At 43.9% G+C, this 25,917-nt stretch carries 17 protein-coding genes and 1 pseudogene; 6 read left to right on the top strand and 12 right to left on the bottom strand.

Annotated features, from left to right (window positions below; genetic code table 11):
* Window positions 1-69 precede the first annotated feature (69 nt).
* The 7 genes from CI960_RS18345 to CI960_RS18315 form a co-directional block, all read right to left on the bottom strand.
* Window positions 70-1,284 (bottom strand): OprO/OprP family phosphate-selective porin, encoded by a 1,215-nt coding sequence (locus tag CI960_RS18345; protein ID WP_005853871.1) that lies wholly within the window; start codon window positions 1,282-1,284, stop codon window positions 70-72.
* A gap of 40 nt (window positions 1,285-1,324) precedes the next feature.
* Window positions 1,325-1,999: a phosphate signaling complex protein PhoU gene (gene phoU, locus CI960_RS18340; protein WP_005853873.1), complete on the bottom strand. Its 675-nt coding sequence runs from the start codon at window positions 1,997-1,999 to the stop codon at window positions 1,325-1,327.
* Between the two features lie 31 nt (window positions 2,000-2,030).
* Window positions 2,031-2,783 carry a phosphate ABC transporter ATP-binding protein PstB gene (pstB, locus tag CI960_RS18335; RefSeq protein ID WP_005853875.1) on the bottom strand — a complete coding sequence of 251 codons (753 nt, stop codon included), beginning with the start codon at window positions 2,781-2,783 and terminating at the stop codon, window positions 2,031-2,033.
* Window positions 2,784-2,798: 15 nt separating this feature from the next.
* Entirely contained in the window at window positions 2,799-3,686 is an 888-nt protein-coding gene (gene pstA, locus CI960_RS18330) for a phosphate ABC transporter permease PstA (RefSeq protein ID WP_005853877.1), read from the bottom strand.
* Window positions 3,687-3,694: 8 nt separating this feature from the next.
* A complete protein-coding gene (pstC, locus tag CI960_RS18325) occupies window positions 3,695-4,882 on the bottom strand; it encodes a phosphate ABC transporter permease subunit PstC (protein WP_005853879.1) in 1,188 nt (395 codons plus the stop codon).
* A gap of 179 nt (window positions 4,883-5,061) precedes the next feature.
* Window positions 5,062-6,558, bottom strand: a complete 1,497-nt coding sequence (locus CI960_RS18320; RefSeq protein ID WP_005853881.1) for an acetyl-CoA hydrolase/transferase family protein — start codon at window positions 6,556-6,558, stop codon at window positions 5,062-5,064.
* A 101-nt stretch (window positions 6,559-6,659) separates the two neighbouring features.
* A complete protein-coding gene (locus tag CI960_RS18315; protein WP_005853883.1) occupies window positions 6,660-7,115 on the bottom strand; it encodes a hypothetical protein in 456 nt (151 codons plus the stop codon).
* A 260-nt stretch (window positions 7,116-7,375) separates the two neighbouring features.
* On the opposite strand from CI960_RS18315, the gene miaB reads away from it, so the two are divergent.
* A complete protein-coding gene (gene miaB, locus CI960_RS18310; protein ID WP_005853885.1) occupies window positions 7,376-8,749 on the top strand; it encodes a tRNA (N6-isopentenyl adenosine(37)-C2)-methylthiotransferase MiaB in 1,374 nt (457 codons plus the stop codon).
* Between the two features lie 60 nt (window positions 8,750-8,809).
* On the opposite strand, the gene CI960_RS18305 is transcribed toward miaB, so the two are convergent.
* The 5 genes from CI960_RS18305 to CI960_RS18285 are packed head-to-tail and all read right to left on the bottom strand — an operon-like array spanning window position 8,810 to window position 13,364.
* Entirely contained in the window at window positions 8,810-10,453 is a 1,644-nt protein-coding gene (locus CI960_RS18305) for a family 78 glycoside hydrolase catalytic domain (RefSeq protein ID WP_005853887.1), read from the bottom strand.
* Between the two features lie 18 nt (window positions 10,454-10,471).
* Entirely contained in the window at window positions 10,472-10,741 is a 270-nt protein-coding gene (locus CI960_RS18300; RefSeq protein WP_005853888.1) for a hypothetical protein, read from the bottom strand.
* 32 nt (window positions 10,742-10,773) lie between these two features.
* On the bottom strand, window positions 10,774-11,661 hold the full coding sequence (locus CI960_RS18295; protein WP_005853890.1) for a hypothetical protein: 888 nt from the start codon (window positions 11,659-11,661) through the stop codon (window positions 10,774-10,776).
* Window positions 11,662-11,719: 58 nt separating this feature from the next.
* Window positions 11,720-12,742, bottom strand: coding sequence for a nucleotidyl transferase AbiEii/AbiGii toxin family protein (locus tag CI960_RS18290; protein WP_005853892.1), 1,023 nt, complete (start codon window positions 12,740-12,742; stop codon window positions 11,720-11,722).
* 13 nt (window positions 12,743-12,755) lie between these two features.
* Window positions 12,756-13,364 carry a DUF6088 family protein gene (locus tag CI960_RS18285; protein WP_005853894.1) on the bottom strand — a complete coding sequence of 203 codons (609 nt, stop codon included), beginning with the start codon at window positions 13,362-13,364 and terminating at the stop codon, window positions 12,756-12,758.
* 1,386 nt (window positions 13,365-14,750) lie between these two features.
* Between CI960_RS18285 and CI960_RS18280 the strand changes: the two are divergent.
* The 5 genes and pseudogenes from CI960_RS18280 to CI960_RS18265 all read left to right on the top strand — a co-directional run bounded on the left by CI960_RS18280 (window position 14,751) and on the right by CI960_RS18265 (window position 25,890).
* Window positions 14,751-18,719, top strand: a pseudogene (locus tag CI960_RS18280) (hypothetical protein).
* A 20-nt stretch (window positions 18,720-18,739) separates the two neighbouring features.
* A complete protein-coding gene (locus CI960_RS18275) occupies window positions 18,740-24,091 on the top strand; it encodes an Ig-like domain-containing protein (RefSeq protein WP_005853899.1) in 5,352 nt (1,783 codons plus the stop codon).
* A gap of 177 nt (window positions 24,092-24,268) precedes the next feature.
* Window positions 24,269-24,421, top strand: coding sequence for a hypothetical protein (locus CI960_RS23495; RefSeq protein WP_005853901.1), 153 nt, complete (start codon window positions 24,269-24,271; stop codon window positions 24,419-24,421).
* Between the two features lie 36 nt (window positions 24,422-24,457).
* Window positions 24,458-24,844 carry a PIN domain-containing protein gene (locus tag CI960_RS18270; protein ID WP_232520542.1) on the top strand — a complete coding sequence of 129 codons (387 nt, stop codon included), beginning with the start codon at window positions 24,458-24,460 and terminating at the stop codon, window positions 24,842-24,844.
* Between the two features lie 167 nt (window positions 24,845-25,011).
* Window positions 25,012-25,890 carry an ABC transporter permease gene (locus tag CI960_RS18265; RefSeq protein ID WP_094582522.1) on the top strand — a complete coding sequence of 293 codons (879 nt, stop codon included), beginning with the start codon at window positions 25,012-25,014 and terminating at the stop codon, window positions 25,888-25,890.
* Window positions 25,891-25,917 lie beyond the last annotated feature (27 nt).

Genomic DNA, 25,917 nt, shown 5'->3' with positions numbered 1-25,917 from the left:
TGCCAATGTGCCCTGCGAATATATCCATTTAATTGGCATATTGGCACATTACCCACATTGGCACATTATTCAATATAGTGGTAATCTATAAATGAAACCGATCGAAAGGCGTGCGGTGTCGTCCAGAGAGGCATCGAGCGCCTTCGCTCGTTCGGATAGGTTATATTTTTTACCTATGGCGGTCAAGAAGATATGTAGATTATCATCGGCCATCGGATAGAACTCAAGCCCTCCTTGATACCCCCATGCCGTACGGTATTTACCTTTCTCGTAAGCATCGTAGGCTTTATAGATCGATGCGCTTTCATACATTCCTTTCGCGAATAGTTGCCATTTGGGATGGAAACGATACTGTATTTCCCCCACCAGCGAAAGATAATCGATGTTTTGCATACGAACCGGTGGTTCCGGTTCCTCCTCTCCGGAGACTTCGGGCTGGGTCAATTCGGTCAATAATCCTAATGGGTCTAATTTTCCTCGTGAATACATGACATCGAAATAAGCATAGACCGGTCCGGCCTCTATACTTTGACCGGTAAAGACGCTATACATATATTTCCCTTGGGCTTGTTCCGCAGCGGATACGGAGTACCGTAAATGAATCAACTCATCCAGAAAGTTACCGTTCCAGTTCAATGTGTAAAACAAGGGAACTCTCGGTTTCTTAAATCCTTCCGGCAGACGTCCATACTCATCTTCCATCGATCCCATACGACTGTTCGTCACCTGTAAGCGGATCTCTTGCGACTCATTCGGCTGATACCCCAGCCCGATTCCCGTAAGGTAGCAAAGGGAGTATTCATTCATATCGCTATACTCATAAATAAGCAAAGGATTCTCGTCGTACTCAAAACCACCGTAGAACACATCTTGTTTTCCGGCGGTTAAGGTAAAACGCTCATTCAGTTTATAGCCGATATACGCATATTCGATCGACTCATTCAAATTCTCCAAGGCTTGTCCCTCATAACCGCCATTCAGCGTTTGGCGATACCAATAGAATAACCGATCGTTCACCTCTCCGGTAACATCAATTTTGACATCCCTGAAACGAAAGGCGGCTTCATCCAGCTTCCCCGAGAAAAAGTCTGCGTTGAATCCTGCGTGCATCTCCAAGTCCAGATTGAAAACCTTGTTGCGTTTCGGAATCTTAGTCGCGTATTCAAAAAGAGATACCGAAGAAGAATCCCGCTCCGGGATAGGAGAATTTGTCTGAGCGTAAGACGTTAACGCGGAACCGCTCAATAAGAAGGCCGACAGCCAAGCCACTGTGAGTCGTTTCATTTACTGATGTTGATTGTTAAAGTGGCCGCGAAGATACGAATTATTGCTCGGTTTTGCCCATATGCTTCATGACTTTAGCGTCCAGATAGAAAATGAGCTCTTCCGCTATATTCGTACAATGATCTCCGAAACGTTCCATTTTCCGGATAACACCGGCCATATATAACCCTGCCAACGCACTACCTTTATGCTCCTCTATATATTTGGCGATAATAGCGGTAGAATTATGATTGATCTCATCGATCAAATTATCCTTCAAGAAGATACGGGAAGCGATCTCTGAGCTTTCTTTCTCAAAAGCCTCTTTGGTGAGTGAGATCATGCTTAATAACTCCGACAGCATTTCTTCTACCCGGGTTTCCTTGACCAGTTGCGGGTCAATCGGTTCCCCCTCGGGAAGGTTTCCGGCGAAACGGGCGATGCTTTCGGCGAAATCTCCCAGACGCTCTAGGTTTGTATTAATCTTATACATCGCCAATACGAAACGTAGGTCGATCGCTACCGGCGCATATAAAGCGATGATATCCTCGCAATCACTGTCGATCTTTAGCTCGAAAGCGTTTACCCGGCGTTCCCGGCTGATTACCTTATAAGCGAGTTCCTTATCTCCGGTAAGCATAGCCTCCCCTGCGTTGTATAATTGCTGGTGAACCAATGCCCACATCTCGCTGATACTATTTTTTAAAGAATGAATCTCCTGCTCTATAACCTTCATACTCTTCTAATTTTCAATTTTTAATTTTCAATTACCCAAACCGTCCGGTAATGTAATTCTGTGTAGACTCTTTCTCCGGATTGGTGAAAATCTTCCGGGTATTATCATATTCAATCAATTCCCCTAAATAGAAATATCCGGTCTTGTCGCTAACACGAGCCGCTTGTTGCATATTATGGGTAACGATTACGATCGTATAATCATTTTTCAGCTCATGTATCAAATCCTCGATCTTGCTGGTTGAAATCGGGTCCAATGCGGAAGTCGGCTCATCCATTAATAGGATGGAGGGCGAGATCGCCAAGGCACGGGCGATACATAAACGTTGTTGCTGTCCGCCGGAAAGAGCGAATGCCGATTCTTTCAGTTTATCCTTTACCTCGTCCCAAAGGACGACCTGCTTTAAAGTCTTGACCACCGTCTCCTCAATATAATTCTCATCGTTGACACCGTTTACCCGCAGGCCATAAGCGACATTCTCATAAATCGTCTTAGGAAAAGGATTCGGTTTCTGGAAAACCATCCCCACGTTTTTACGTAAGCGATCCACTCTCTCGCTTTTCGTATAAATATCCCTTCCATCAATCAGGATCTGACCTTCCATGCGAGTGTCCGGAATCAAATCATTCATGCGGTTGAACAGGCGGAGGAAAGTAGACTTTCCGCAACCGGACGGTCCTATGAAAGCGGTGGACGTATTCGGCTCTATCTCCATGGAAATGTTCTTCAATGCATGGAAATCCCCATAATAAAAGTCTACGTTTTTAGCATCAATCTTTATCATAATTGTCTTATTTTTTTAATTCATTTTTACCTTCTTGGCGAAATAACTACGTAAAGCGTTCGCTAAAAGGTTTACTAATAATACGATGACGATCAGCACGAGCGCCGTGCCATAAGCCATCCCCCGGGAAGCCTCGATATCTGTACCGCTTGTAGAGATAACATATAAGTGGTAAGGTAATGCCATACATTGGTCGAAAATACTTTTCGGCAATTGCGGCAAGAAATAAGCGGCCACCGTAAAAAGGATAGGAGCGGTCTCTCCGGACACACGCCCGATCGAAAGAATCAATCCCGTAATAATATTGGGGAACGCCATCGGTAGCACGACCCTGCGGATGGTCTGCAACTTCGTAGCCCCTAACGCTAGGCTACCGTGACGGAAAGAATCATCGATACTTTTCAAAGCCTCTTCCGTCGTGCGGATGATAAGTGGCAAGGACATCAGCGCCAAGGTAAACGAACCCGCTATAATAGAGTCTCCCCATCCCAAGGTACTTACGAATAGAGACATACCAAATAACCCGAAAACAACGGATGGGACACCGCTTAGGTTATTCGTCATGATACGGATGAAACGGATGAGTTTCCCGTTTGTGGCGTACTCGTTCATATAGATACCACTCATGATGCCGATGGGAAAACTAATCAAGCTACTTCCGATCACTAAATAGAGTGTACCTACGATAGCCGGAAAAATCCCCCCGGAGGTCATGCCCTCTTGGGGTGCTTGTGTCAGGAAATCCCAACTGATCACGCTCGCTCCCTTTAAGATAATGAATCCCAGTATTACGAATAAGATCACTACGACCAAATAACTCAGGAAAGAAAAGAAACCGAAAGCAACCTGTTGAGAGGTCCGTTTCCTCTTGTCTATATTCCCTAAATGTTGAATAGGTGCCATATCTTTAATTAAATTTTACGTTTGGATGAAATATATTCTACGGCGATGCTCAACCCCAAGGTGATGAGGAACAACACGGCTCCCAGCATAAACAAGGCTTGGTAATGCGCTCCACCTGCGGGAGCCTCACCTAATTCCGCTGCTATCGTGGCAGGAATTGTCCGTACCGGTTCGAAGAACGAGGTAGGGATAACGGCGGCGTTTCCGGTTACCATCAATACGGCCATCGTCTCACCGATCGCACGTCCTATACCTAATACGACAGCGGACGTGATACCGGATATGGAGTAGGGGATTATTACTTTGTAGATGGTTTGCCATTGCGTGGCTCCCAATGCCAAGCTGGCCTCTTTCATGGCTCGTGGGGTAGTTCGCATGGCATCTTCCGCTACCGTGATGATGGTCGGCAACGCCATGATCGCTAAAACCACGCTTCCGGCGAAAGCGGTCTCGCCTACCGGAAGGTCTAAGGTCTTTTGGATAAGGGGAACGATCACCACCAATCCGAAGAAACCATAAACGACTGAGGGAATACCTGCCAATAACTCGATAATAGGCTTTAGCAAATTACGGGTTTTTGTATTGGCAATCTCTGCCATATAGATCGCTACCGCTACTCCGAAGGGGAGGGATAAGGCGATCGCGCCTATACTTACTAAAAGTGTGCCTAGTAATAGAGGGATCAAGCCAAAGATCGGAGCGGGAGCGGAGGTAGGATACCATTTCGTCCCTCCAAAGAACTCCGAAGGTTTGATCGTGGCTCCCGATATGATTTTTCCCGTAAAGTTCTCCGACTTGTATTGTTCCGGAAAGAATGCGATAATCCCCGGCTCTTTATGGATAAGTTCATTGATTTTCTCGGGAACATATTGAAATTCTTCACCTAGCTCTTCTTCCGTATAATAGTTGGTTAGGTCCGAGAAACGGAAGACAAGTATATCTTGATTTTCTCCGTTTAAATCTTCCCAATTGGTGATATTGGCATCGAAGACATCCATGATTTGCTCGGGAGACAAATGTTCGACTGGATTTTCCTGATTCACAGCCAATATATATCCTTCCTCTACCTCCGGGCTGTTAAAAAGACCTGCGGCCTCTTTAAATAAGAAGACAATGATCAACAAGATCGTAAAGCTACTGACGCTTCCACTGATCAAGAATCCTCCTTCCACTAATTTTTCTATAAACTTTCTCACAATCTTTGCCTATTTATTCTGCTGCAAAGAAAGAGCCTCTATATTAAGGAGAGATTAAACCCGCTTGAAAGAATTGTTTCAAAATTATTACAAATGTATTACGCATTGTCTGCTATGAGAATAGGGCATGAGTTCGGTTGAACCCATGCCCTATGAATTATGCCTGTAATATGTTTGTATTACTTATTATACTTGCTCCAATCCACATTGTGCATATCGCCGCTGGCCGCTAGTTCCTCATGGAAAGCGAAACAGCATTTCAGGTTTTGAGGCGTATGTCCCTTGATACCCATAGCGAGGTATTCTTCCAATAACGGTTTGTAATCCGGATGAACACAATTGTCGATGATGCAACGAGCGCGTTGGATCGGAGATTTACCGCGTAAGTCCGCTACACCATATTCCGTGATAATGATCTTCACGGAGTGCTCGCTATGATCCAAGTGAGATACCATCGGTACGAACGCGCTGATCTTACCCTCCTTCGCTGTAGACGGAGTCGTGAAGATCGATAACATAGCCGAACGGGTAAAGTCGCCGGAACCACCGATACCATTCATCATACGAGTACCGGATACGTGCGTAGAGTTAATATTACCGAAGATATCAGCCTCCAAAGCCGTATTGATAGCAATCAAGCCTAAACGGCGGGCAACCTCCGGATTGTTAGAGATCTCTTGCGGACGAAGCAATATCTTATCCTTGAAGAAATCGAGATTTGCGTAGATCTCACGGATTACCTCATTACTTACGGACAAAGAGCAACCGCTGGCGAATTTAACGCGACCTTGTTTCATCAATTCGATAACCGCATCTTGAATAACCTCAGTATATACATTGAATGCGGGGATAGACTCATTAGCTCCCATGCAGCCCAAGACTGCGTTAGCCACGTTACCTACACCACTCTGCAATGGAACGAATTCTTTCGGAAGACGGCCGGCCTTGATCTCGCTAACCAAGAAGTCCGCAACGTTTTTACCGATCGCCATCGTAACATCATCCAGCGGAGAGAATTTTCCACCTTCATTCGGCTCATCGGTTCTTACCACACCAACGATCTTAGCCGGGTCTACTTTTACACAATCGTTACCGATCCTGTCAGAAGGAGTGTAGATAGGGATCTCACGGCGTAAAGGAGGATCAGCCGGCTCGTAAATATCATGCATACCGCGGATTTCTTTCGGGTGACGGCAGTTCAACTCAACGATGATACGGTCTGCCATACGACAGATAGTAGGTAAGATACCAACACCTGAAGTCGGAACGATCTCACCATCCTCAGTAACATCGGCAGCCTCTACGATTGCGACATCAATCTTACCCAAGAATCCGTAACGCAAGCTTTGTGCCAATTCAGACAAGTGCAAATCGAAATATTGTGCCTGATGAGCGTTTAATGCGGCACGTAAGTCTTTGTTAGATTGGTACGGTGTACGGAATTTGATGGCGTTAGCGCGAGCCAACTCTCCGTCTAGCTTATCACCAGTAGAAGCGCCGGTAAACATACCGATTTGAAAAGGGTTACCTTTAGCGTGTTCTTCCGCTGCCTTCCGGGCGATAGCTCCGGGAACGACTTTCGGGCATCCTGCGGGTGTAAAACCACTGAAACCTACATTGTCATTATGATGCACATAAGATGCGGCTTCTTCAGCTGTAATAAATTTTAATGCCATGATAATTAGTTTTTATGTTTTTAGGTAAATACTTACTGTTCAATATTTCGGGCGCAAACTTACATAAAATTACGCTGAATCGAATATAAGTGTGGCGTAAATTAATACTTCCGGTTTAGAATCTCCGCACAAATGATCGCTTTCTTCAATTCCTCGATGTCTCTGAAGGTATCTTCTGGCATAAGCCCCGGTTCTTCCTCGATAGCACTCATCCTTACGGATGGCTGGGTCGCGATATGATTCGGGATATTCTTCTCGGCGGAAAGGAATGGAGATGAGGCAGGCGATGAGGTTACGACTTGCGGTTTCTCAACCTTTGACTTTACCTGCTTTTGTCGGGGAGCGGGCTTAGGTTTTTGCGTTTCCTTTTGCATATCCTCCAATATCTCCCAGAAGCCTTTTCCTTCTGTAGGCTGGTCATTAGGCACAATTTCCCTGTCGGGTTGCCCCAATATATCGGGGCGACTCTTCTTCTTTTTGTCTTTCGAACTGAATAAGCCACTGACGGCGGCGATAATCAGGAAAACAATATATAACCAATCTCCTACGTTATCCATAAACTTTGATTATTTTTGCACCTCCAAATGTAAGAAGAATAATTGAGAAGTGAAAAGATGGGAGTATATAAAACATCAGATAGGTATAAAAGTAAATAAGGGTAACTTCACAGCCACCCTTATTCGATTTAACCAAAACCTTAACTATGAAAAAATTTACGTTTTTCGAATGCAAATATAACGGTGGGATTCGAACTATGCAAGCGTTTGCGTAATTATTTTTAAGAATCTTGCTTATTTAAATTCTATTAACATATAGTATGGTAAATCAAGAAAACGGTGTGGACTTAAAATCCGCTACCCAAAGCGATGAACGAAAGTTGTTTATCGAGACCTACGGCTGTCAGATGAATGTGGCGGACAGCGAAGTTGTAGCTTCTATCATGAAGATGGATGGCTATAGTATGACGGAGAATATCGAGGAGGCGGATGCCATCTTCGTGAATACTTGCTCCGTACGCGACAACGCCGAACAGAAAATCTATGGGCGGCTACAGTATTTCCAGTCTTTAAAACGGAAAAAGAAGTCATTAATTGTCGGTGTATTGGGATGTATGGCCGAACGAGTGAAGGAAGACCTGATCCATGTGCATCATGCCGACTTGGTGGTAGGACCGGATTCTTATCTGGACTTGCCGAACTTGGTGGGAGCGGTAGAGCACGGAGAGAAAGCGATCAACGTGGAGCTTTCTACCCAAGAGACCTATAAGGATGTTATTCCTTTGAAGTTACCGGGCGTACATATCTCCGGTTTCGTGTCTATTATGCGCGGTTGTAATAATTTCTGTACGTATTGCATCGTACCTTATACAAGAGGACGCGAGCGTAGCCGGGACATCGAGAGTATCTTGAATGAGATACGGGATATGCATGAGAAAGGCTTTAAGGAAGTTACGTTGTTGGGACAAAATGTAAACTCCTATTCTTTCGAGAAAGAAGGTGAGACCATAACCTTCCCGATCTTGTTGGATCGTGTGGCGAAAGAGGTTCCCGATATGCGAATTCGTTTTACGACCTCCCATCCGAAGGACATGAGCGATGATACCTTACGTGTGATTGCCGCAAACGACAATATCTGTAAGTTTATCCATCTGCCTGCCCAATCCGGCAGCAGTCGCATCTTGAAGGTCATGAATCGTAAATATACTCGTGAATGGTATCTGGACCGTATAGCGGCGATCCGTCGTATCGTACCGGATTGCGCTATCTCGACTGATTTATTCTGCGGTTTCCATTCCGAGACCGAGGAGGATTATCAAGAGACTTTATCCTTGATGCGTGAAGTGGGATATGATAGTGCTTTCTTATTTAAATATTCCGAACGTCCGGGTACATATGCCGCTAGCCATTTGGAGGATAATGTACCGGAAGAAGAGAAGGTACGCCGTTTGCAAGGTATGATCGATTTGCAAAATAAGTTGTCCGAGGAAAGTAACTTGCGGGATATAGGCAAGACTTTCGAGGTTCTGATAGAAGGATTCTCGAAACGTTCCCGTGAGCAGTTGTTCGGACGAACCAGCCAAAACAAGGTGGTCATCTTTGATAAGAAGAACTATCATGTAGGTCAATTCATAAAAGTCAAGATCCATAAGGCTTCCTCGGCTACCCTGTTCGGGGAACCTGTGGAGGAATAAGAAAAAGAAAACGCCAATACGTTCCATTTCGAGCGATATTGGCGTTTCTCTTATTATCTTCTATCTTTGGAATATCTCCGGGTATTTGTTGATGAAATAAACCGGCGTGCAACTCCATGCGTGGCAATAACTATTGATCGGGAAAAATCCGTAAGGTGATAATTCGTCATTGTTCGGATCATATACCTCCCAGAATGTATCGGCTCCTTTATTCACCATGCCGCCCCAATAACTGGTTAAGAGTGAACGGGCCTCTTGCCGCATTCCACATTTCAACAAGGCTTCCATTACATAATGATAAGCGTACGGACATCCCGGATAGCATGCGTCGGGCATCGATAGGACGGTGGCCATCGCTTTTGCTCCTTCCTTGGCGGTAAGCGTCTCCGATAGGACCATCCACACTTGTGATAGGTAAGACACCTGACGGTTAGGGCCGCTTACGATCACCCCGTTCTTTTGGTCATAGAATGTTTTCCGGGCGGCTTTCTTTATCTGGCCGGCGATACGAGGCCAATCTCTAGCCTCCTTCTCTTTTCCCAGCATTTTAGCTAGCTCATAGCTTTTCTCTAATGAGAATGCCGTAAGTCCCTGCATGGATGCTTGGCGATCATAATTATCTTTCCAGTCGAATACCAACCAATAAATCGGCTTCTTTTGCATATCGTAGATCCAATCGTCCGAGTATTGACGCAAGGCCATCTCTATTTGGCGGACCACTACCGGCCATAAGTCCAAGGCGACCTCCTTGTCTCCGGTCTCTTTCAGGTATTCCAGCAACGCTACGTTATACAGCAGGGAATAGTCCAAGCAATGCGTACCGTTTTGCGGATGAGGGGTCGGTGTCTCCAATACGGTGGCGTGCAGCAGTCCTTCATCATTGGCTAGAGCCGCTAATAAATAGAGACAACGTTTCGTCAAGTCGTGGTTTTTATACGACCATGCGTTCGCTAGCGCCTCCAGATACAAGTCTCCGATCCATAACCGGCGATCCCGTTTCGGGCCATCCTCATAGACGGTCTGCATACATTCTTTTAATGTAAGCAATCCTACCTCATTGATTTTACGGATCAAGGGATCGGTCGTGGAAGCCAGTGGCAATGGAGCCGTCTTAGCCGATGTCTGCGCACGGAACGTTAGCTTGTCGAAGGCGAAATCGAAACTGGAAGCGCCTAGCAACTCTATCTTGAGATACCGAAAAGACACCCTTCTGGGGATGGAGGCCTCGATGGGTACGGTCATTAACGTCATCACCTCATCTTGTAGCCAAGCCCTTGACAAACCGCCCGGATAAGGATCGAAAGGCGTGTTCAATTCCGAGGGAACTTCGGCGAACGTGAATTTGATACGTACCGGAGCGTCCGAAACCTGTTGGCTAAGGAGCTTGAGCGAGAAATCCAAATAACCCGTCAGATGCTCACCGAAGTCAACTATAACCGATGGATGTTTCTTCAGGGACTCATTGAATAACAGATCCGTGCTTCCTTCGTCCCGCATGCGCCAACCTTGGTAGGCTGACGCGTCTTTGATGGAAGTGACCCGTTTGACCGGCTTATGTTCCGTATAGGTTAACACTGGCTTGCAGGCCTCACTCTTTTGAAGCCATGAAGCGCTTTCTTTGAAATAACGACTTTGTGCTGATAGGGTGAATACACCGACACAGCATAGTAAACTTAGCAGGATTTTCATATGTGTTCTTTTCATTCCTTATTCGAGATTATCTTAGCATTTTGTAGCAATAATATTGAACTCGGATTCTGTTTTTTCTTCCTCATGGGTAAATTCCAACGAGGTATATAGCTTGGCAATGGTAGGGATAGCCCCATTGCTGGTACCGGAGCCAAATAGAAAATTAACATTCTTCAAGTTAAAGAATTCCCAGATTTTATCTTTCAGCAAATTTAGATTCTTCTCAAAGTCAGTACTACTTTGAAAGTGATTTGAAGTTCCTTGGTTCATCACCAAGTCTCCATATTTTATGCTATCTGTCATGTTTTTTAGAATAGAAAAAATGATAATAAAGTTTATACTTGCCTTACTGGAACTGTCAATCCCATATTTCTTAAGAATATTTCTATTTTTTTCTTTGTTTCAGTATTTCGTACATACACTCCTTTGAGGAGATCAACAGTCAGATGCATCTCTCGATAATACACCGTTGAGCCATCATCTCGTTGGCGAACATATTCATTAGCGACGATTTTAGATATCTCAGCTGGAGACAGTCCCAACTTTATCATTTCATCGCCATACCCTTTGATAAGAGATTGATAATCGGAAACAGGTATTGGGATGATAGCACGAGTTTCTTCTTCCATCCAATAATCCTTCGCCCCTTTGATGCGAGGAGCAGCGAGAGAGAGCAAACCCATGGCTATCAGTTTGACGAAAAACTGAGGATAGCCCTTGAGTAATCTGAAAGCCATATTCTTTTGCGGACCTCCAAGAAGGCCATATCCTATGTTGGTATATTCCTTGTGCAGCATATCGACCAACTTATCGTCAGACTTATCATCAGTATAAATACATGATACAAGCCTAATCATGGGAGCATCAGGAACCGGCACATATTGTGTATCGTCAATTGCCATAACCACCCCATCCGTTTTTGCATACTTTTTCCACATGTAGTCATTGTCTGTTCGTGAAGTGAATGACACAATATAGGGATAAGGGAGATTCTTATTATCTTTAATCTCGTTCCAATCAAACAGAGGCGCAATCTGCCGATCTGGCTGCAGTTCCTTTTCCATCTCTGGCAACAACCTCCTTATGGTCTCAACCCCCAACTTAAATTCATCGGTATCTGCAAAACAGTCATACCTTGTAGCCCAGAAGCACATTTGCTCCTGGGATTTAGCATATCGAAGGATATTTTTTAATGCGTCAAAAGATGTATAATGATAGAGCATATATATTGTTCTTTAAATGATTGATAGACGAGAATTAGGTTGTTGACATAAGCATGAGCTATCTCATGCTTCTAACTTGTTCTTGTAATTCTTTCATTCTTTGCATCAGTGTATCAAACTCCAGAGATTCTCCATAGATGAAGAAACGTCGCATGTCTGTATAATCTGTTTTCCATACTTCCATTTCCGACTCTGGAATCATGAAATTAATCGTCTTAGGATTGTGGTGGTCATAATTGACATATTTCAGGGCGTAGTATGCCTTACGATGCTCCACTATGGTATTATATAAGGAAATGTCAGACAAAGCCTCACGTCCATATTTAGTATCCATAAGTTTTTCTAAATCGTACAAATGTCGTGACATACGTACACTTCGTGGCTTCTCCTTTTGAAACTCCTCTGCAAGTAAAAACAACTTCTCCAAGAAAGTGCGAGTAGGTACAACTGTCTTTACCTTGCAGTTTGAATCGGAATCTTCACCTTCAAAGCTTTCTTCTATCAAAGAATGAATGTCTCGCAACTCTGTTGGTTCATCCATAGATAGAACGCTAATTTCAATCTTTACACGTGGAGGAATGTAGGTTATTATATCTTCAACAATAGAATGGTAATGTAAAAGAATGACCGTAGGATCCTTATCTGAATCTATCGGACGCCATTCTCCATTCTTGTCCTGTACTTTTGTCACATTTTCTATGCTATAGCCTGTAATACCCATTCCCTTCAATTTGGCATCTAATTGAAAAGAAAGCGTGTTATGTATATATGCACGAGCTATTTTACGCAATTTCTCACGTTGATTTTTACTTGTCTTTTCTATACCAAAGAATGAATGGCTTATAGCCAAGTCAATATCCTCAGAAAAGCGCTCAATAATATTGAATCCTTTAGAAAGGGATGTGCCTCCCTTAAATATCAACGATTCATGATAATCTGTTTGAAATAATGCTTTTAAAGTGGCAGTTACCCACCAATCTTTTTCTATTGCCACTTGATTGATACCAAGATGTTCTATCTCTGTCTGTTGCAACATAGCCAAGCGATCGATCAATTCGTTATTAAGCCATAGTTTTCCCATAAATCCTTTCTCTTTAAACATTAAGCATCGGTTTAACAATTCTTTTCATCCATGCAGGCATCATATCAACATCCCCCATTAAGGCGGCCTTGTCTGGTTCTTTTGATATCAACTGTCGTATTGTCTGTAATTCCCCCTGTCTGACATTTTCTTTCTTCAATGTCCTTAAAGCCTGCACAAGTAACGAAATAAGACGAGTGGAATAGCAAAAATTTTTAGGAACTCCACGTTTCAATATCACATTCCGATTTGACAATTTGATTGTTCTTTCACTACCAGTAGTCAAATACGTATAGTTCATCGGTACTTGAGTTGACAGTCCTAATACGTTCAAAGCAGTCATACCAGATGGTAATACCTCTGCATTATCACGAGTTGCGATAGCCTGCACAATCTTATCAACAGAAGGTAGTACCACTCCGAAACGGCTCTTTCTTGGCTTTGCATATATTCCTTGAGCAATTTTTACGAGGATTCCTTCTGCCGTTAACTCGGACAAAATGCTACCCACGAATTCTGTGTGATATTCAGGGTAGTCGGAGCGAAACAAAATACGATCTTCTGGCATTGCTATTATGCGCTGCTTAAGAGTCGTACTATCTAAAGAATACTCGTTAGTCATATGACCTTTGAATTTTTGAAGATTTTTCAAATGCGAATTTACAATTAATTATCGAAAAGGCAGCGTAAAAATCATTGTGCCACATACATTTTAAGTTCTTTTCCATAAATCTTATAGTAAACAGACGGGAAGTAGGCAGCTTTTCTGCCTTTCACAACCCAATTGGGGTACTTACATTGACGAATATAGGAATCTTCGTTAATATCTGGGATTTTGTTTTAAGCTCGCTGTTCAAGTCGATTTCCCGCAGAGGTATAGTTAGCAAGTATTCTATGGCTTGTCCCATTCTCCGAAGCAGTACCTTGAGTATGAAATGAAAAAACTAAATCATCTACCATATCTGCCATTATCTATATAAGTATCTAATTATAAGAAATTTGTTGAATGGTGGTAGATAATAAACATCTACCACTATCAGCTTGCATCTACCACTATTTACTGCTTTTCAACCACTAAATGCAGCCGTTCACTATTCGCTAACCACATTACTCGTTCTGCGAGGGTATGCCAACAGGTTGCCTGCTTGGTTATTTGTATACCTTGTGTACTTATTTAATGTATTGAATAATAGGTATTTATAGTTTTTTTAGGCATAAAACAAAAGTTTTCATAGCGGAAAACTTTTGTTTTGTGCTTACGAAACTTTAGTTTTCCCTAGAAGAAACTTTAGTTTTCTCTAGGAGAAACTCTTTGTTCCCCTAAGGGAAATGTCTTTCAAAAATAACACGTTTTCTTATCCAATGCAAAGAAAAAGTATCAATGTCAAGTATAAGTGGTAGATGTTGAATGATAATTGTAGATGTCAGGCTATCTACAACCTATATGTAATGCTTTGATTTATAAAGCATACATGGCGTAGTGGTAGATATTGTAGATGTTTTCATAAAATCAATATTGTAGAATTCCTTTTATCTCAATTATGTATAGTTGCAGTCTGATATTTGGTTAGTTATGCTATTCCACATGCTTTAAGAAGAGAATCTTATAGCTTGTGATGATATAAAGTTTTTATGGTAGAAAATTTTGTTTACGTAAAAATATTTGATCTATAAGTATTCTGTAATAGATAAAAACGCCTAGTCTAAACGATCGTTTATTCTAGGCGTTAAAGATAGGCTATATTTTTGAATAAAACAAAATCCAGAGAAACTTTTAAAATTTGATTATCAACGCATAAACGTAAATATGGACGCTTATGCGTTGAATTCAATAAAACGCCAGAATAAAACGATCGTTTAGACTAGTCGTTTTATAACCGATGATTTCGCATAACTGCTTGTAAATGATGATTATGAGAAGACTGATATGCAGGAAACTACAGAGTTTATGAATATAGGGTAAATGTTTTAAATAATTGAATATTACTAACTTATAAAAATTAATCGTATGAAAAGAAGACTACTTTTTTTGTTCGCCGTCTTTATGGTGGGTGCAAGTGTGGGGTGGGGACAAATGATCCCTACATACTACAAAGTGGCTGTAGGAACAGATGGTGATGGATCATCAGCTGGTTCACCCATTTACAAGACAAACTTGGAAACAGCATTGTCTGATGCGGCATTATCTTCATTAGATAGTGTGATCATATTGTTACCTGAAGGGGTATACTCGGCTAATGCAGCTCCTTATTTTATCACCAAATCATCATTGGCTATCATTGGTGAAGGTGATACCTCAACAGTTACAATTAAGTCTCCGGTAGATATTGGGCTAACAAACGGAGGGAATGTGTCTTTCCAAAAGGTACATCTAACAGCAAAAACATCGACTGGACGAGGAGTTGTCGATATTAAATCCTCTAAAACGACAGTGTCTTTCAGTGAGAGTAAGATAACGATAGAGGGTCGGGGAACGGGTGATAGTGGTTCCGGGGCTTGTTTCGGTATAGTATCTCAATTAACAGTAAATGAGAACACCGTAAACTTTATTAACTCCCGTATGTATATGTCTGATGGTTTTGAAAGAGGACTTGCGTTTCGTGATGGTGGAGGCCATACACTCAATTTTATAGGAAGTAAGATGGAGGGGCCTTCGGCTAAAAGTTTATATCCTTACGTGATCGGCATTTGCTCATGGGTGGGAGGAACTGATAATACTAATCCGGTAACCTATAATATAAGGAATTCTGTAGTGGATGTGAATTATTATGCAATATTCGCCATCAACCAAGCGGGGTACACAAATGCCGTAAATATAACTATCGACAATTCCAGTGTAACTGCTTGGGCCGCACTTTTTCTAAGAGGTGATTTAGTAAATGAAGCCTACCCGCATAATGTAGCGATCTCTAATACTCATTTGTATGGACGTTCTTACCAAAATGGGCCAAGTGATGGATTTGGAACTGTCGTTTTGGATAATTGTCAAAATTTGACTATGACGATGGACTCTAAAAGTTCTATCGTTTCAGAGAATAAAGCACCGATAGATAGCCCCATCACCTATATGTGTGTGGCTGATGTCCGTAAGAATACTTCCGGTACTTGGACGTTTACATCCACCGATGGCTCTAAGGCTTTAATCCAATCCAAGAATGACAAATATGCTCCTACATTATTTTTTGATGATGCAGGAACAAATTTGGAGGTTTTAGGGGTTGAATATGTTGAGTTTAAGGCTGAAAACGAGAAGCCTTGCATTGTCTCGATTCATAAGAACGGGACTTTGAACAATGCGGCATCCAGTTTAGACGTATTATTGACGAATACGACTTTAGAGGAGGGGGATAAAGTGATTTTCCCGGAAGGAGAATATACTTTACCAATGACGCTGCCTCTGGATAAATCAATCACGCTTCAAGGAGCTGGGCAAAGTCAGACAATTGTAAATGGACATATTTTCGTTAATTCACCATCCACCGGTTCAGTTACATTGACCGCAAGCGACATGACCTTAAAAGGAACAGATAATTCCTCTGCGCATGGGCTTATTGGCATGATTGGAACGGGCAAGAATATCGTAAAGTTAACCAATTGTAAGTTAGATGGTGGTGCGGTTACCGCTCAAACCGCTGCCGTAGGTGTCCGTATGGAATCAGTGGGAGCGGAGTTAAGCTTGACGAATACGGATATCGATGTCAATTATTATGGAATAGGCTTACGGAATAAAGAGCAAGTCTTAGATATTACGGGAGGAACCTTTACCGCATGGGGGGCGATCATGACATCAGCCGGAAGTATGAGTCCAAGTGATGGTACATTAGCTAATACGAATACCCGGATAACGGCGAAAGACGCGACATTCATCAGTAGGACTCTTCTGAATGGGAAAAGCAATAGTTATGGAGCTGTTATTCTTCAGGAAAAATACAACGGAGTTACAGCTGATTTCACGAATTGCGAGTTGCGAGCGGTAGATGGATTAGATCCTTTGATAAATGCTACCCAAGCTACGGCTACGGATATACGTTCGTATGGAAATACGATCACATTTACAGGTTGTACGTTGTCTTCTTTGGAAGGAACGAATAATCTCCCGGATGGAAGTAACGGATATTTACATGCCGGAGTTATTCGGCTAGGTTGGAGTGGAACGGATGATAAGTCGGAATTTGCGGATAATACGATAACGATCAACAATTCTACATTGAATGGCAAGGAGGGAGAGAACTGGGTCTATTCACATCGCGAAAAGGAGGCGAAAAAATACGACAAGCTGACGATCAATGGAACTGTTTATGATCCGGCCTCGGGTCTTATTTGTTATGGAGAGCCAGATATTCAGAATAAGATTGATAATGCGGTAGCGGGAGAGACGATTTCTGTTCCGGCGGGAGAACATGCGGGTTTCAATGTCACTACCGCTGATGTCCGGATAAAGGGAGTTTATGGAAAAACGATTATTAAAGGAACGAAGAAGTATACGGGTTCTTCCATAGCTTGTATCTCTGCGGATAAGGTGACTTTGATGAATCTTTCTTTCAAGAGTTCAACGGATGGCTCGAATCGTCCAACAGCATTGTTTGTCGGTGGAGGTACGGTGGAGATTGATAGTTGTATTTTTGAGGATAAGCTACTCCAAACAGGTTTATATTCGGAACCGGGTAGTACTCTTAAAGATGCGACCTTGTTGGTTCATAACAGTACTTTTAATGTATATGATAAGAATTTGTTGATCTCAGCGGGACGACTTAACGCTATGGTCAAGAATAATGTTTTTACGGATAGTGATATTTCGGTAGCGAAGAATGACGGCTCGAATGTCGTTGAATCAAATGAGTTCCATAATTGTGTCGTGAAAGTTGAGGATGGTGTAACATTCCAATATAATAAGATGTACCCGGGCGACCAGACATATGTATATTCCATTCGTCCCAATAATTTAGAGGGAACGGTTGTTGCGCCGAATAATTATTGGGGAAGTGATAATCCGGATTTTTCTGCCTTGATTGATAAAAGCAGGGCACCGAACGGATCTGTAGATTATTTCCCATATTATTCGGATGTCGCTTTGGGTACCTTAATCTATAAGATGGTAACGATTTCGGAAGATACGGTCTGGGCCACTCCGCATCCAAATCAAAAGGTCACCGTCTTGGATGGCGCGACTTTGACGTTGTCTGTTCCAATGTCTTTAGATACCGTTACCATGAGAGAAGGTGCGCAAATAAAGTCAAATCTTGCGGATCAAACAGGAAGCGTGACCACTAAGTCTCTTCGTTTCTCTCCGGATCTCTCCGGTACTGAGTGGTAGGCGTTAGGAATGCCATTAGCCTCTGCCGTGATCAAGAACTCTACGGAGGAGGAGATCTCGGCTCCAAGTGCTCAAAATGTTGATAATGGTATCTGGTTCGCTAGGCTGAAGGATAACAAGACTCCGGAGTTCGTGGTGGATGAGAGTACTTTTGGCATGGCTGGTCTTTGGGCGGCTAATGGCGATACCTATACGATCTCTTCTGAAGGAGCTTTTGAATTCAAGACTTTGGAAGAACCTGCCGCTCCAACTGAAACAGGTACTTTCTTGATGTGCTCGAATCCGAATACATTTACGATTACCTTGAAACAATCTGCTTATATATTGACAACGGATGGAACCTCTTTCGAGCAAGAGGCAAATCCGGAGATCAAGCCTTTCCAAAGCTTTGTCTTGACAGACGCCAAGACATTGAGTACGCTTCGCTCTTTACGTATCGGCGATGGCGTGGTTACGGGTAACCAGACGATCGAGCCGGTAGATGGTTATTACGTGACTACCGATCGTGGCGCTATCGTGATCCACACGCCGGAGCCTATGGACGTGGTGATCATCGGAATGAATGGCAAGGTCGCTTATCGTGGCGAGGTTACGGACGGCCGGCGGATCATGGTTTCTTCGGGCATCTATGCCGTGAACGGTCAATTAGTAAGGGTTAAATAACGATTAAAACAAAGATAAACATGAAAAAGAGTATATTAGCGATATTCCTTGCTGTCATCGCGATGGCACAGGTACATGCGCAAGATTCAGATTTACGTTCCGCCCCGGATCTTCCGACGTTCAAGGTGACATTGAATTATAGCTCGGCGAATACGGATCAAGGAACCATAACCAGTACGGTAGCCACGGGTTCCAAGGTGGCATATAATAGTAAACCTGTTTTCACGATCACGGCGAAGCCCGGATATGTCCTGTCGGATATAACGATGAATACGGCTACTATTGGCACGTTGCCGAGCGGTACTTTTCAAAATGATAATACGACCACCTATTCCTATACTTCCACCGCTTTGACCGGTAGTACGGAAATCAAGGCGGTGTTCAAGGCGAAAGAGCAGGTGACAGTCACGATCTCTCCTGAGTATGCCACCTTGGATGAGATAAGGGCGAAGGTAAATTTGCCCAAGGTTACTTTTGACCCGGTTATTACGGGGTATAAAGTACAATACAGGGAGGATGGCTCTGCTGCTTTGACGGATGAACTACCCGAAAAGGCTGGACTTTATTATGTTGTCGTAACCAAGTCGGAGACTGATACGCAAGCCGCCATAAACAAGGAGATTCTATTCAAGGTACAACCGCCCCATACGCTTTCTTACTCGTTTGAGGAGGCGCAAGGATCTGTAACCGCTTCTATGGATGGCTCCATTATCGCCAGTGGTGATGAGATCGTTTATAATAAGCCAGCCGTATTGAAGATTGCCTCCAAGCCCGGTTATGTGTTGAGCAGACTTACCGTAGATAATAATGAGGTGACTTTGCCGAAAGGAACTTTTAATTCTTCTACGAATGAGACTTCCTATGCGGATTATACGACATCGGCGTTGACCGCTTCTACGGTTATTGACGTGCGATTTGCCGCGAAGAAAACCGTATCTGTAACAGCCAATCCATTATCTGCCACGAAGGATGAGGTTTTGGCTGGTAAGAATCTTCCGGTTATCACATTTACCCCCAATACGATAGCGGGGCAGAAGGTTCAATATAAGAACGCTTCCGGAGCTTTATCCGATAAACTTCCTGCGGCGGATGGTGTTTACACGATCGTCGCGACCAGTCCCGAGACCGCGGAATATGCCGCCTTGAAGGATGAGAACATGAAGTTTACGGTATCTAAAGCGAATGTATTAAATTATAACGTGGAAACGGCCGGACAAGGTACGGTTACCGCCAAGATGGGCTCTACGGACATGGCAAGCGGTAACGAGATCATTAACGGGCAACCTGCCGTATTTACAATTATCGCTAACCCCGGATTTCTATTGAATAAGATTGTTGTGAATGGAACTGCGGTATCAGCCTTGCCAAAAGGCGCGCTAAATAAGGATAACACGATCTCTTATACCTATACGACCGCCTCGTTAACCGCCTCTACGACCTTGTCAGTAGGTTTCGCCGCGAAGAAAACGATTTCCGTGAGTGTAACAGGTTCTTCGGCGACAAAAGACGAGATCGTGGCCGGGAAGAATTTGCCGGTTATTAAGTTTACGCCGGAAATAGCGGGACAAGTGGCTCGATATCGTGCGGCCGATGGTTCGGAGACTTCCACGTTACCGCAGATAGTCGGAGCTTATAAGATCGTCTTATTTAGTCCGGAGACCATGGAGTATGCCGCGTTAGAGGATTCCTCTAAAACGTTTACGATCCGTAATGCCAATACCTTGGCTTACGCTGTCGATGGTGGACAGGGCACGGTTACCGCCAAGATGGACAACAAGGACATCATTAGCGGTGGTGAGATCGCTTACGGTAAGCCCGTCATTTTTTCGATCGTATCGAATGCCAACTATAGGCTAGGGGCTATTAAGCAAGCCTCTTCGGACGTGGATATCTCGAAGATCAAGGGAACGTATGCTAATGGAAATACCTCTTACACGTACACGACTCCTAGTCTGACGAGTGGCGATAGCTATACTTTTGCGTTCGTCTCCAAGGATACGGTGAGGTTCGTGGCTAACAACCTTGTCCAGACGGTCGGCTCCATCAAGCCGGTCACGGTAACAAGTGCTGTGGAGGATATCAAGATCGAATATCAATTGAGCGGTACGGCTTGGGTTACGACATTGCCTTCCACGCTGGCTGTGGGTTCTTATAAGGCCCGTTTGAGCCGTGCGGAGGACTTGACATACCGTAGCCTCTCTGATACGGTTACGTTAGTGGTGGAGAGCAAGAAAGAGGTGGAAAATCTGGTATTGCCCACTATCTCGGGTCGTATTGAGGAAGGACAGTCCTTGTCCGCTTACGTGTTGACGGGAGGCTCTACTTCCGGTACGTTCTCATGGAAGAACCCGAACGACACCATCTCCGCGGAGGAGTCAACGGAATATGGGTTGATATATGAGCCTAGCAGCCCGTTGTATGCGGTGAAAGATACGTTTATCAAGTTGAGAGGCGTCGTACCTGTCTATACGATGTTGGTAACGGCCGGCAGTAACGGAAGTGTCAAGCTGGAAGGCCGTACGGCCAATGACCGGTACGCGGGCTATTCCCGGTTGACAGCGACCGCCATCGCGGATAAGAACTATGTGTTCGTGAAGTGGAGCGATGGGAATACCTCCGCCAATCGTACGCTGGAGGCGACCAAGAACCGTAATATAAGCGCCGAGTTCGCCCCGATCGAGTATGAGGTGACTTTTGATACCCCGTCGAATGGCTCGTTGAATGTATATGCCAATGGCGAGCGTGTCACGAGTGGAAAGAAGTGGTTGCAAGGAACCTTATTGACGATCACGGTCGAGCCGAAGGCCGGCTACAAGGTCCAAGCGGTAAAGGTAAACGACGCGTTGGTGAATAACGGCTCGTATACGCTGATCCAAGATGCGGATATCGCTGTGACTTTCGAGAGGATCGTGAGCGGTCATCTGGTAAAGGTGGGCTCATCTCTAAACGGTAGCGTAGCCTTGATAAACACGAAGACGAAGGCGCCTATCACTCCGGGTGACGCGGTGAATGAGGACGTGAAAGTGAAAGTGATCACGAAGGCGGATTATGGTTATAAGATGAACTCCGTAAAGGTGGAGGGCGCGATTTACTCGCCCGCCGATAGCACATTCACGGTAGGCAAGGAAGAGGTCAAGGTGGATGTCACGTTTGGACTTGCGCAATTCGAGGTCAAAAAGGCGATGAATCTTGAGGGTGCCGGAACGATCGTATTAAAGTCTGAAGGTGTGGAAGTCGATGAGAATTCAGGCATGGACTACAAAAAAACATTGACCGCCACGGTCACGGTCAATGAGGGGTATCGCTTCGTGAGCTTGATGGTGAACTCTACCGAGATCAAGTCCGGCGAGAGCTTCACGGTGACGGGCCCGATGACAGTCACCGCCAATTTCGTGGAGAAGAAGGATTTGTCAGGCTTGATAGAGAAGGCACCCCAGACGCTTGTCTATAATAAGCTATCGAGAAGTTTCAGCGTAAGGCTGGAGGGATATTCCGGCCTGAATTTCGATGTCTCCTATAGCCTAGGCGGAGCGCCTTTGGACAACCCGAAATCGGCCGGCACGTATGACGTGACGATTAGTCGCGCCGAGGATGACTTATACAAGAAAGTAGAAAATGTAACCTCCCAATTGATAATCACTAAAGCGGACATGGCCTTGCTGGAGGAACCTTCCGTAGAAGGGAATACGGTAACAGCCGAGCTTACCCAAGATTTTGCGGGAGCGATCTGGAATCCATCAGAACAGAGATCGGCTCTCCGTGCGGCCACAGGTAGCGAGATCTCCGGAAGCCTCAAAGAGAATGCGGTTAACCGCTTGCGCTTTATGCCGCTTGACTCTAAAAATTACAATCCGGTTGATTACTCGATCCTGAGGGGATCTGTCGAAAACAGCTTTGCGCTAACCACGGAGAATACGGAAGTAACGAACGGCGGCTTGGTGGTCGCTACTCGTACCTTCCCCGAAGGTACGGAGTTAAGGTTGAGAGCGGTCCCGGGCGCAAACGAGCGGTTCATAAAATGGAAGGAAGATAACAGAACAAATGTTGAGCGGACGGTAACGATGAGTAATGCCATTACTCTCACCCCTCTATTTGAAAAAAAGCAGGAGGTGAAGATGAAGGATACCGAGCCCTTGTCGTTCACATACGACGGTTCGATCCATTTGGTCGGATTGGATGATATATTGGCAAAACCATATCCGAAAAACGTGACGGTTAAGTATACGAATCTGGACGGATCAGTGGCAACCCCGATGAATGCCGGCACTTACTTAGTAGTGGTATCGTATGCGGGTGATGATGATTGGGCACCTTTCGCTAATGACATCCAAGGAAAGAGAATGGTTATCAATAAGGCGAAAGTGGATTTGAACGCTCTGACCGCTCCGACCGCTTCGGAGATCACGGAAGGCCAAGCCCTCTCAGAGTCCGTATTGTCCGGTGGTGTAGCGAAAGCCAAAGATGGGACTACCATATCCGGTAAATTTGAATGGGCTGACGCGTCAGCTATATTGAAACCCGGCGATAACCAGAAAAAGAAAGTGATCTTCACGTCGTATGATCCGAATTATGAGGATGCGACTACGGAAGCGGAGGTTACGGTGAAAAGTTCGGATGCGTTAGTTATCACGTTCGCTCAACCGGAAAATGGCTCTTTGAAAGTCTATATGTTGAAGGGTGAGGGTGAGAAGACCGAGATAACGAGTGGAACCGCTGTGGCGGAAGCGACTAAGCTAACCGTTGAGGCGGAAGCCTATCCGGATTATGAATTGGCCGTTATTCAAATAGGCGAAGAGAAGTATACGACTTCGCCTGTAGAGATTGAAGTCGATAAGTCCTTGGCTATTATGGCAGAGTTCAAGCCGGTTTCTACACCTCCGGGAACAGATGTGGCTGTTACGGGAGTTTCTTTGAATATCACGTCCAAGGCATTGGCCGTAGGTGAATCTTTTGCCTTGCAAGCGAAAGTTACCCCTGATAACGCCACTATGAAAACCGTCTCTTGGAGCAGCAGCGACGAGACGGTGGCTACTGTTGACGCGGATGGTGTCGTTACTGCGCTGAAGATCGGTACCTGTAAGATTACCGTGGCTACCGATGACGGCAACAAGACGGCGTCTTGTGTGGTAACTGTCTCCGGTACGGTAGGTATCGAGCAAATCATCAACGATCATCAAATCTATTGCGAGCGAGGTGCGATAACCGTTCATCCGGCCCGTCCAATCTCGATCCGTATCATAGCGGTGACTGGAGTTAGCCTGTATGGCGACTCAATTATCGGAACTACCCGTATCCCGGTATCTACCGGCATCTATCTGGTGGAGATTATCGAGAATGGAAAGCGCATGACTACGAAAGTAAACGTTCGCTAGCAATATCATTAAAAAATACTAACCCTTGAGTCTTTAATGTTGGGGAAGGCCGCTAGGAACATCTTGTTCCGGCGGCCTTCTTTTTTATCCTAGAAGCTTTACTTTATCTGTTTTTGTTCTGATATAATTAAATAAAACGTTATCTTTGTATCATAGAAAATTAAAACAGAAAGCCTTATGGAAAAAAATGAAGAAAAGAAAAAGGAAGAAAATGCCAAAACTAAAACAACTGTGGCGAAGACTGGAAAAAGAAAGGTAAGTAAGACATGGGAAGCTATGCAGCGGTTAAAGGGAAGTCTGATTGTAAATGACCCCAAATTTTTACTGTAAATGCGATATCTCATTGACACGAATATTTTTGTATATATGGCATCTGATCCCGAATATCTAAATAGGAATATAGATGCTATTATCCAAGATCCGGAAACCCTTCTTTATATAAGTGCCGAGTCCGTACGTGAGCTGATTGTCGCTTATCGAAATAAAGGACTGTGTTCTAAACGATGGAAGTCGGCAGAAGCGATGATCGTCGCCATAGAAAAGGAGTTTTATGTGAAAATATTGCCATTGAAAAAAGAACATATGCAAACGTATGCGCATATGGAGATCAATGAGGCGCAGGGACACAAAGATCCCTCAGACCACGTAATTATTGCGCATGCCATAACGGAACATCTACCGCTTATTTCAAGTGATACCCGTTTCGGATTCTATAGAAGTCAAGGGTTGGACTTGGTATTCAATCAGAAATAATCTATATATTGTATATGTACGAATAGCCTTTGTTAGAGTTGTAGAGGTTAAATATTCTAAAACCCTTTCGGCTTACTTATTTTATTCGTTCTTTTGCAAGAAAATTGGGAGGTGTGTTCTCTGTACGCATCTCCTTAATTTATTTAACGTTAATAAGTGAGAGTCTGATGGCTGAAAATAAAAAAGTTAGTTCTGTTTCTTTCTTTAACTCCCGGCTTACGTCTGTTATTAGTATCTCCTTGGTACTATTCTTGCTAGGACTCATTCTATTGATAGGGATGTTGGGTAATAAACTCTCCGTTTATGTGAAAGAGAACTTATCTTTCTCCATCGTGCTGAAAGATAACCAAAAAGAAACTGAGATAAAGAAAATGCAGAAGAGCTTGGATGCTCTTCCTTTTATAAAATCAACCGAGTATATATCGAAAGAGCAAGCCGCGAAAGAGTTGGAAGAAGAACTGGGCGAGAATCCGGAAACCTTCTTAGGCTTTAACCCTTTACAGGCCTCGATTGAGGTGAAACTGCATTCGGAGTACGCCAACCCCGATAGCCTCCAAGTGATAGAGAAGAAGATTAGAAACTATACGTCGGTCTCGGAGCTGCTTTACCGAAAGGATATGATGGAGATGGTCCATAATAATATGAAGCGGTTGGGCTTGATCCTGCTAACCTTGGCTGCGGTACTGATGATTATCTCGTTCGTGTTGATCAGTAATACGATTCGCCTGTTGATTTATTCCAAACGATTCTTAATTCATACGATGAAGCTAGTGGGGGCTACTTTCGGCTTTATACGTAGGCCTTTTGTGAAATATAACATAGTAAGTGGCATTTTCGCCTCTATCTTGGCAATATTGATGCTAACCGGAGCGTTATATTATTTGCAAAATGAATTGAAAGGTTTTATCCAGATATTGGATATGCAGACATTATTATTGGTTTATGTGGCAGTGTTTGCTTTAGGTATTGTCTTGTCCGTGATCGCGACCATTTTTGCCGTGAATAAATATTTGCGGATGGGGGTCGATAAGTTGTATTATATTTAATGTACGAATAATAAAGAGTTGAGAAAG

Origin of the sequence: Parabacteroides sp. CT06 (assembly GCF_002257605.1) — a bacterium.
Classification (GTDB): Bacteria; Bacteroidota; Bacteroidia; order Bacteroidales; family Tannerellaceae; genus Parabacteroides; species Parabacteroides distasonis.
Note: the sequence above shows the minus strand (reverse complement) of the source record. Positions and strands in the feature narration are given on the sequence as shown.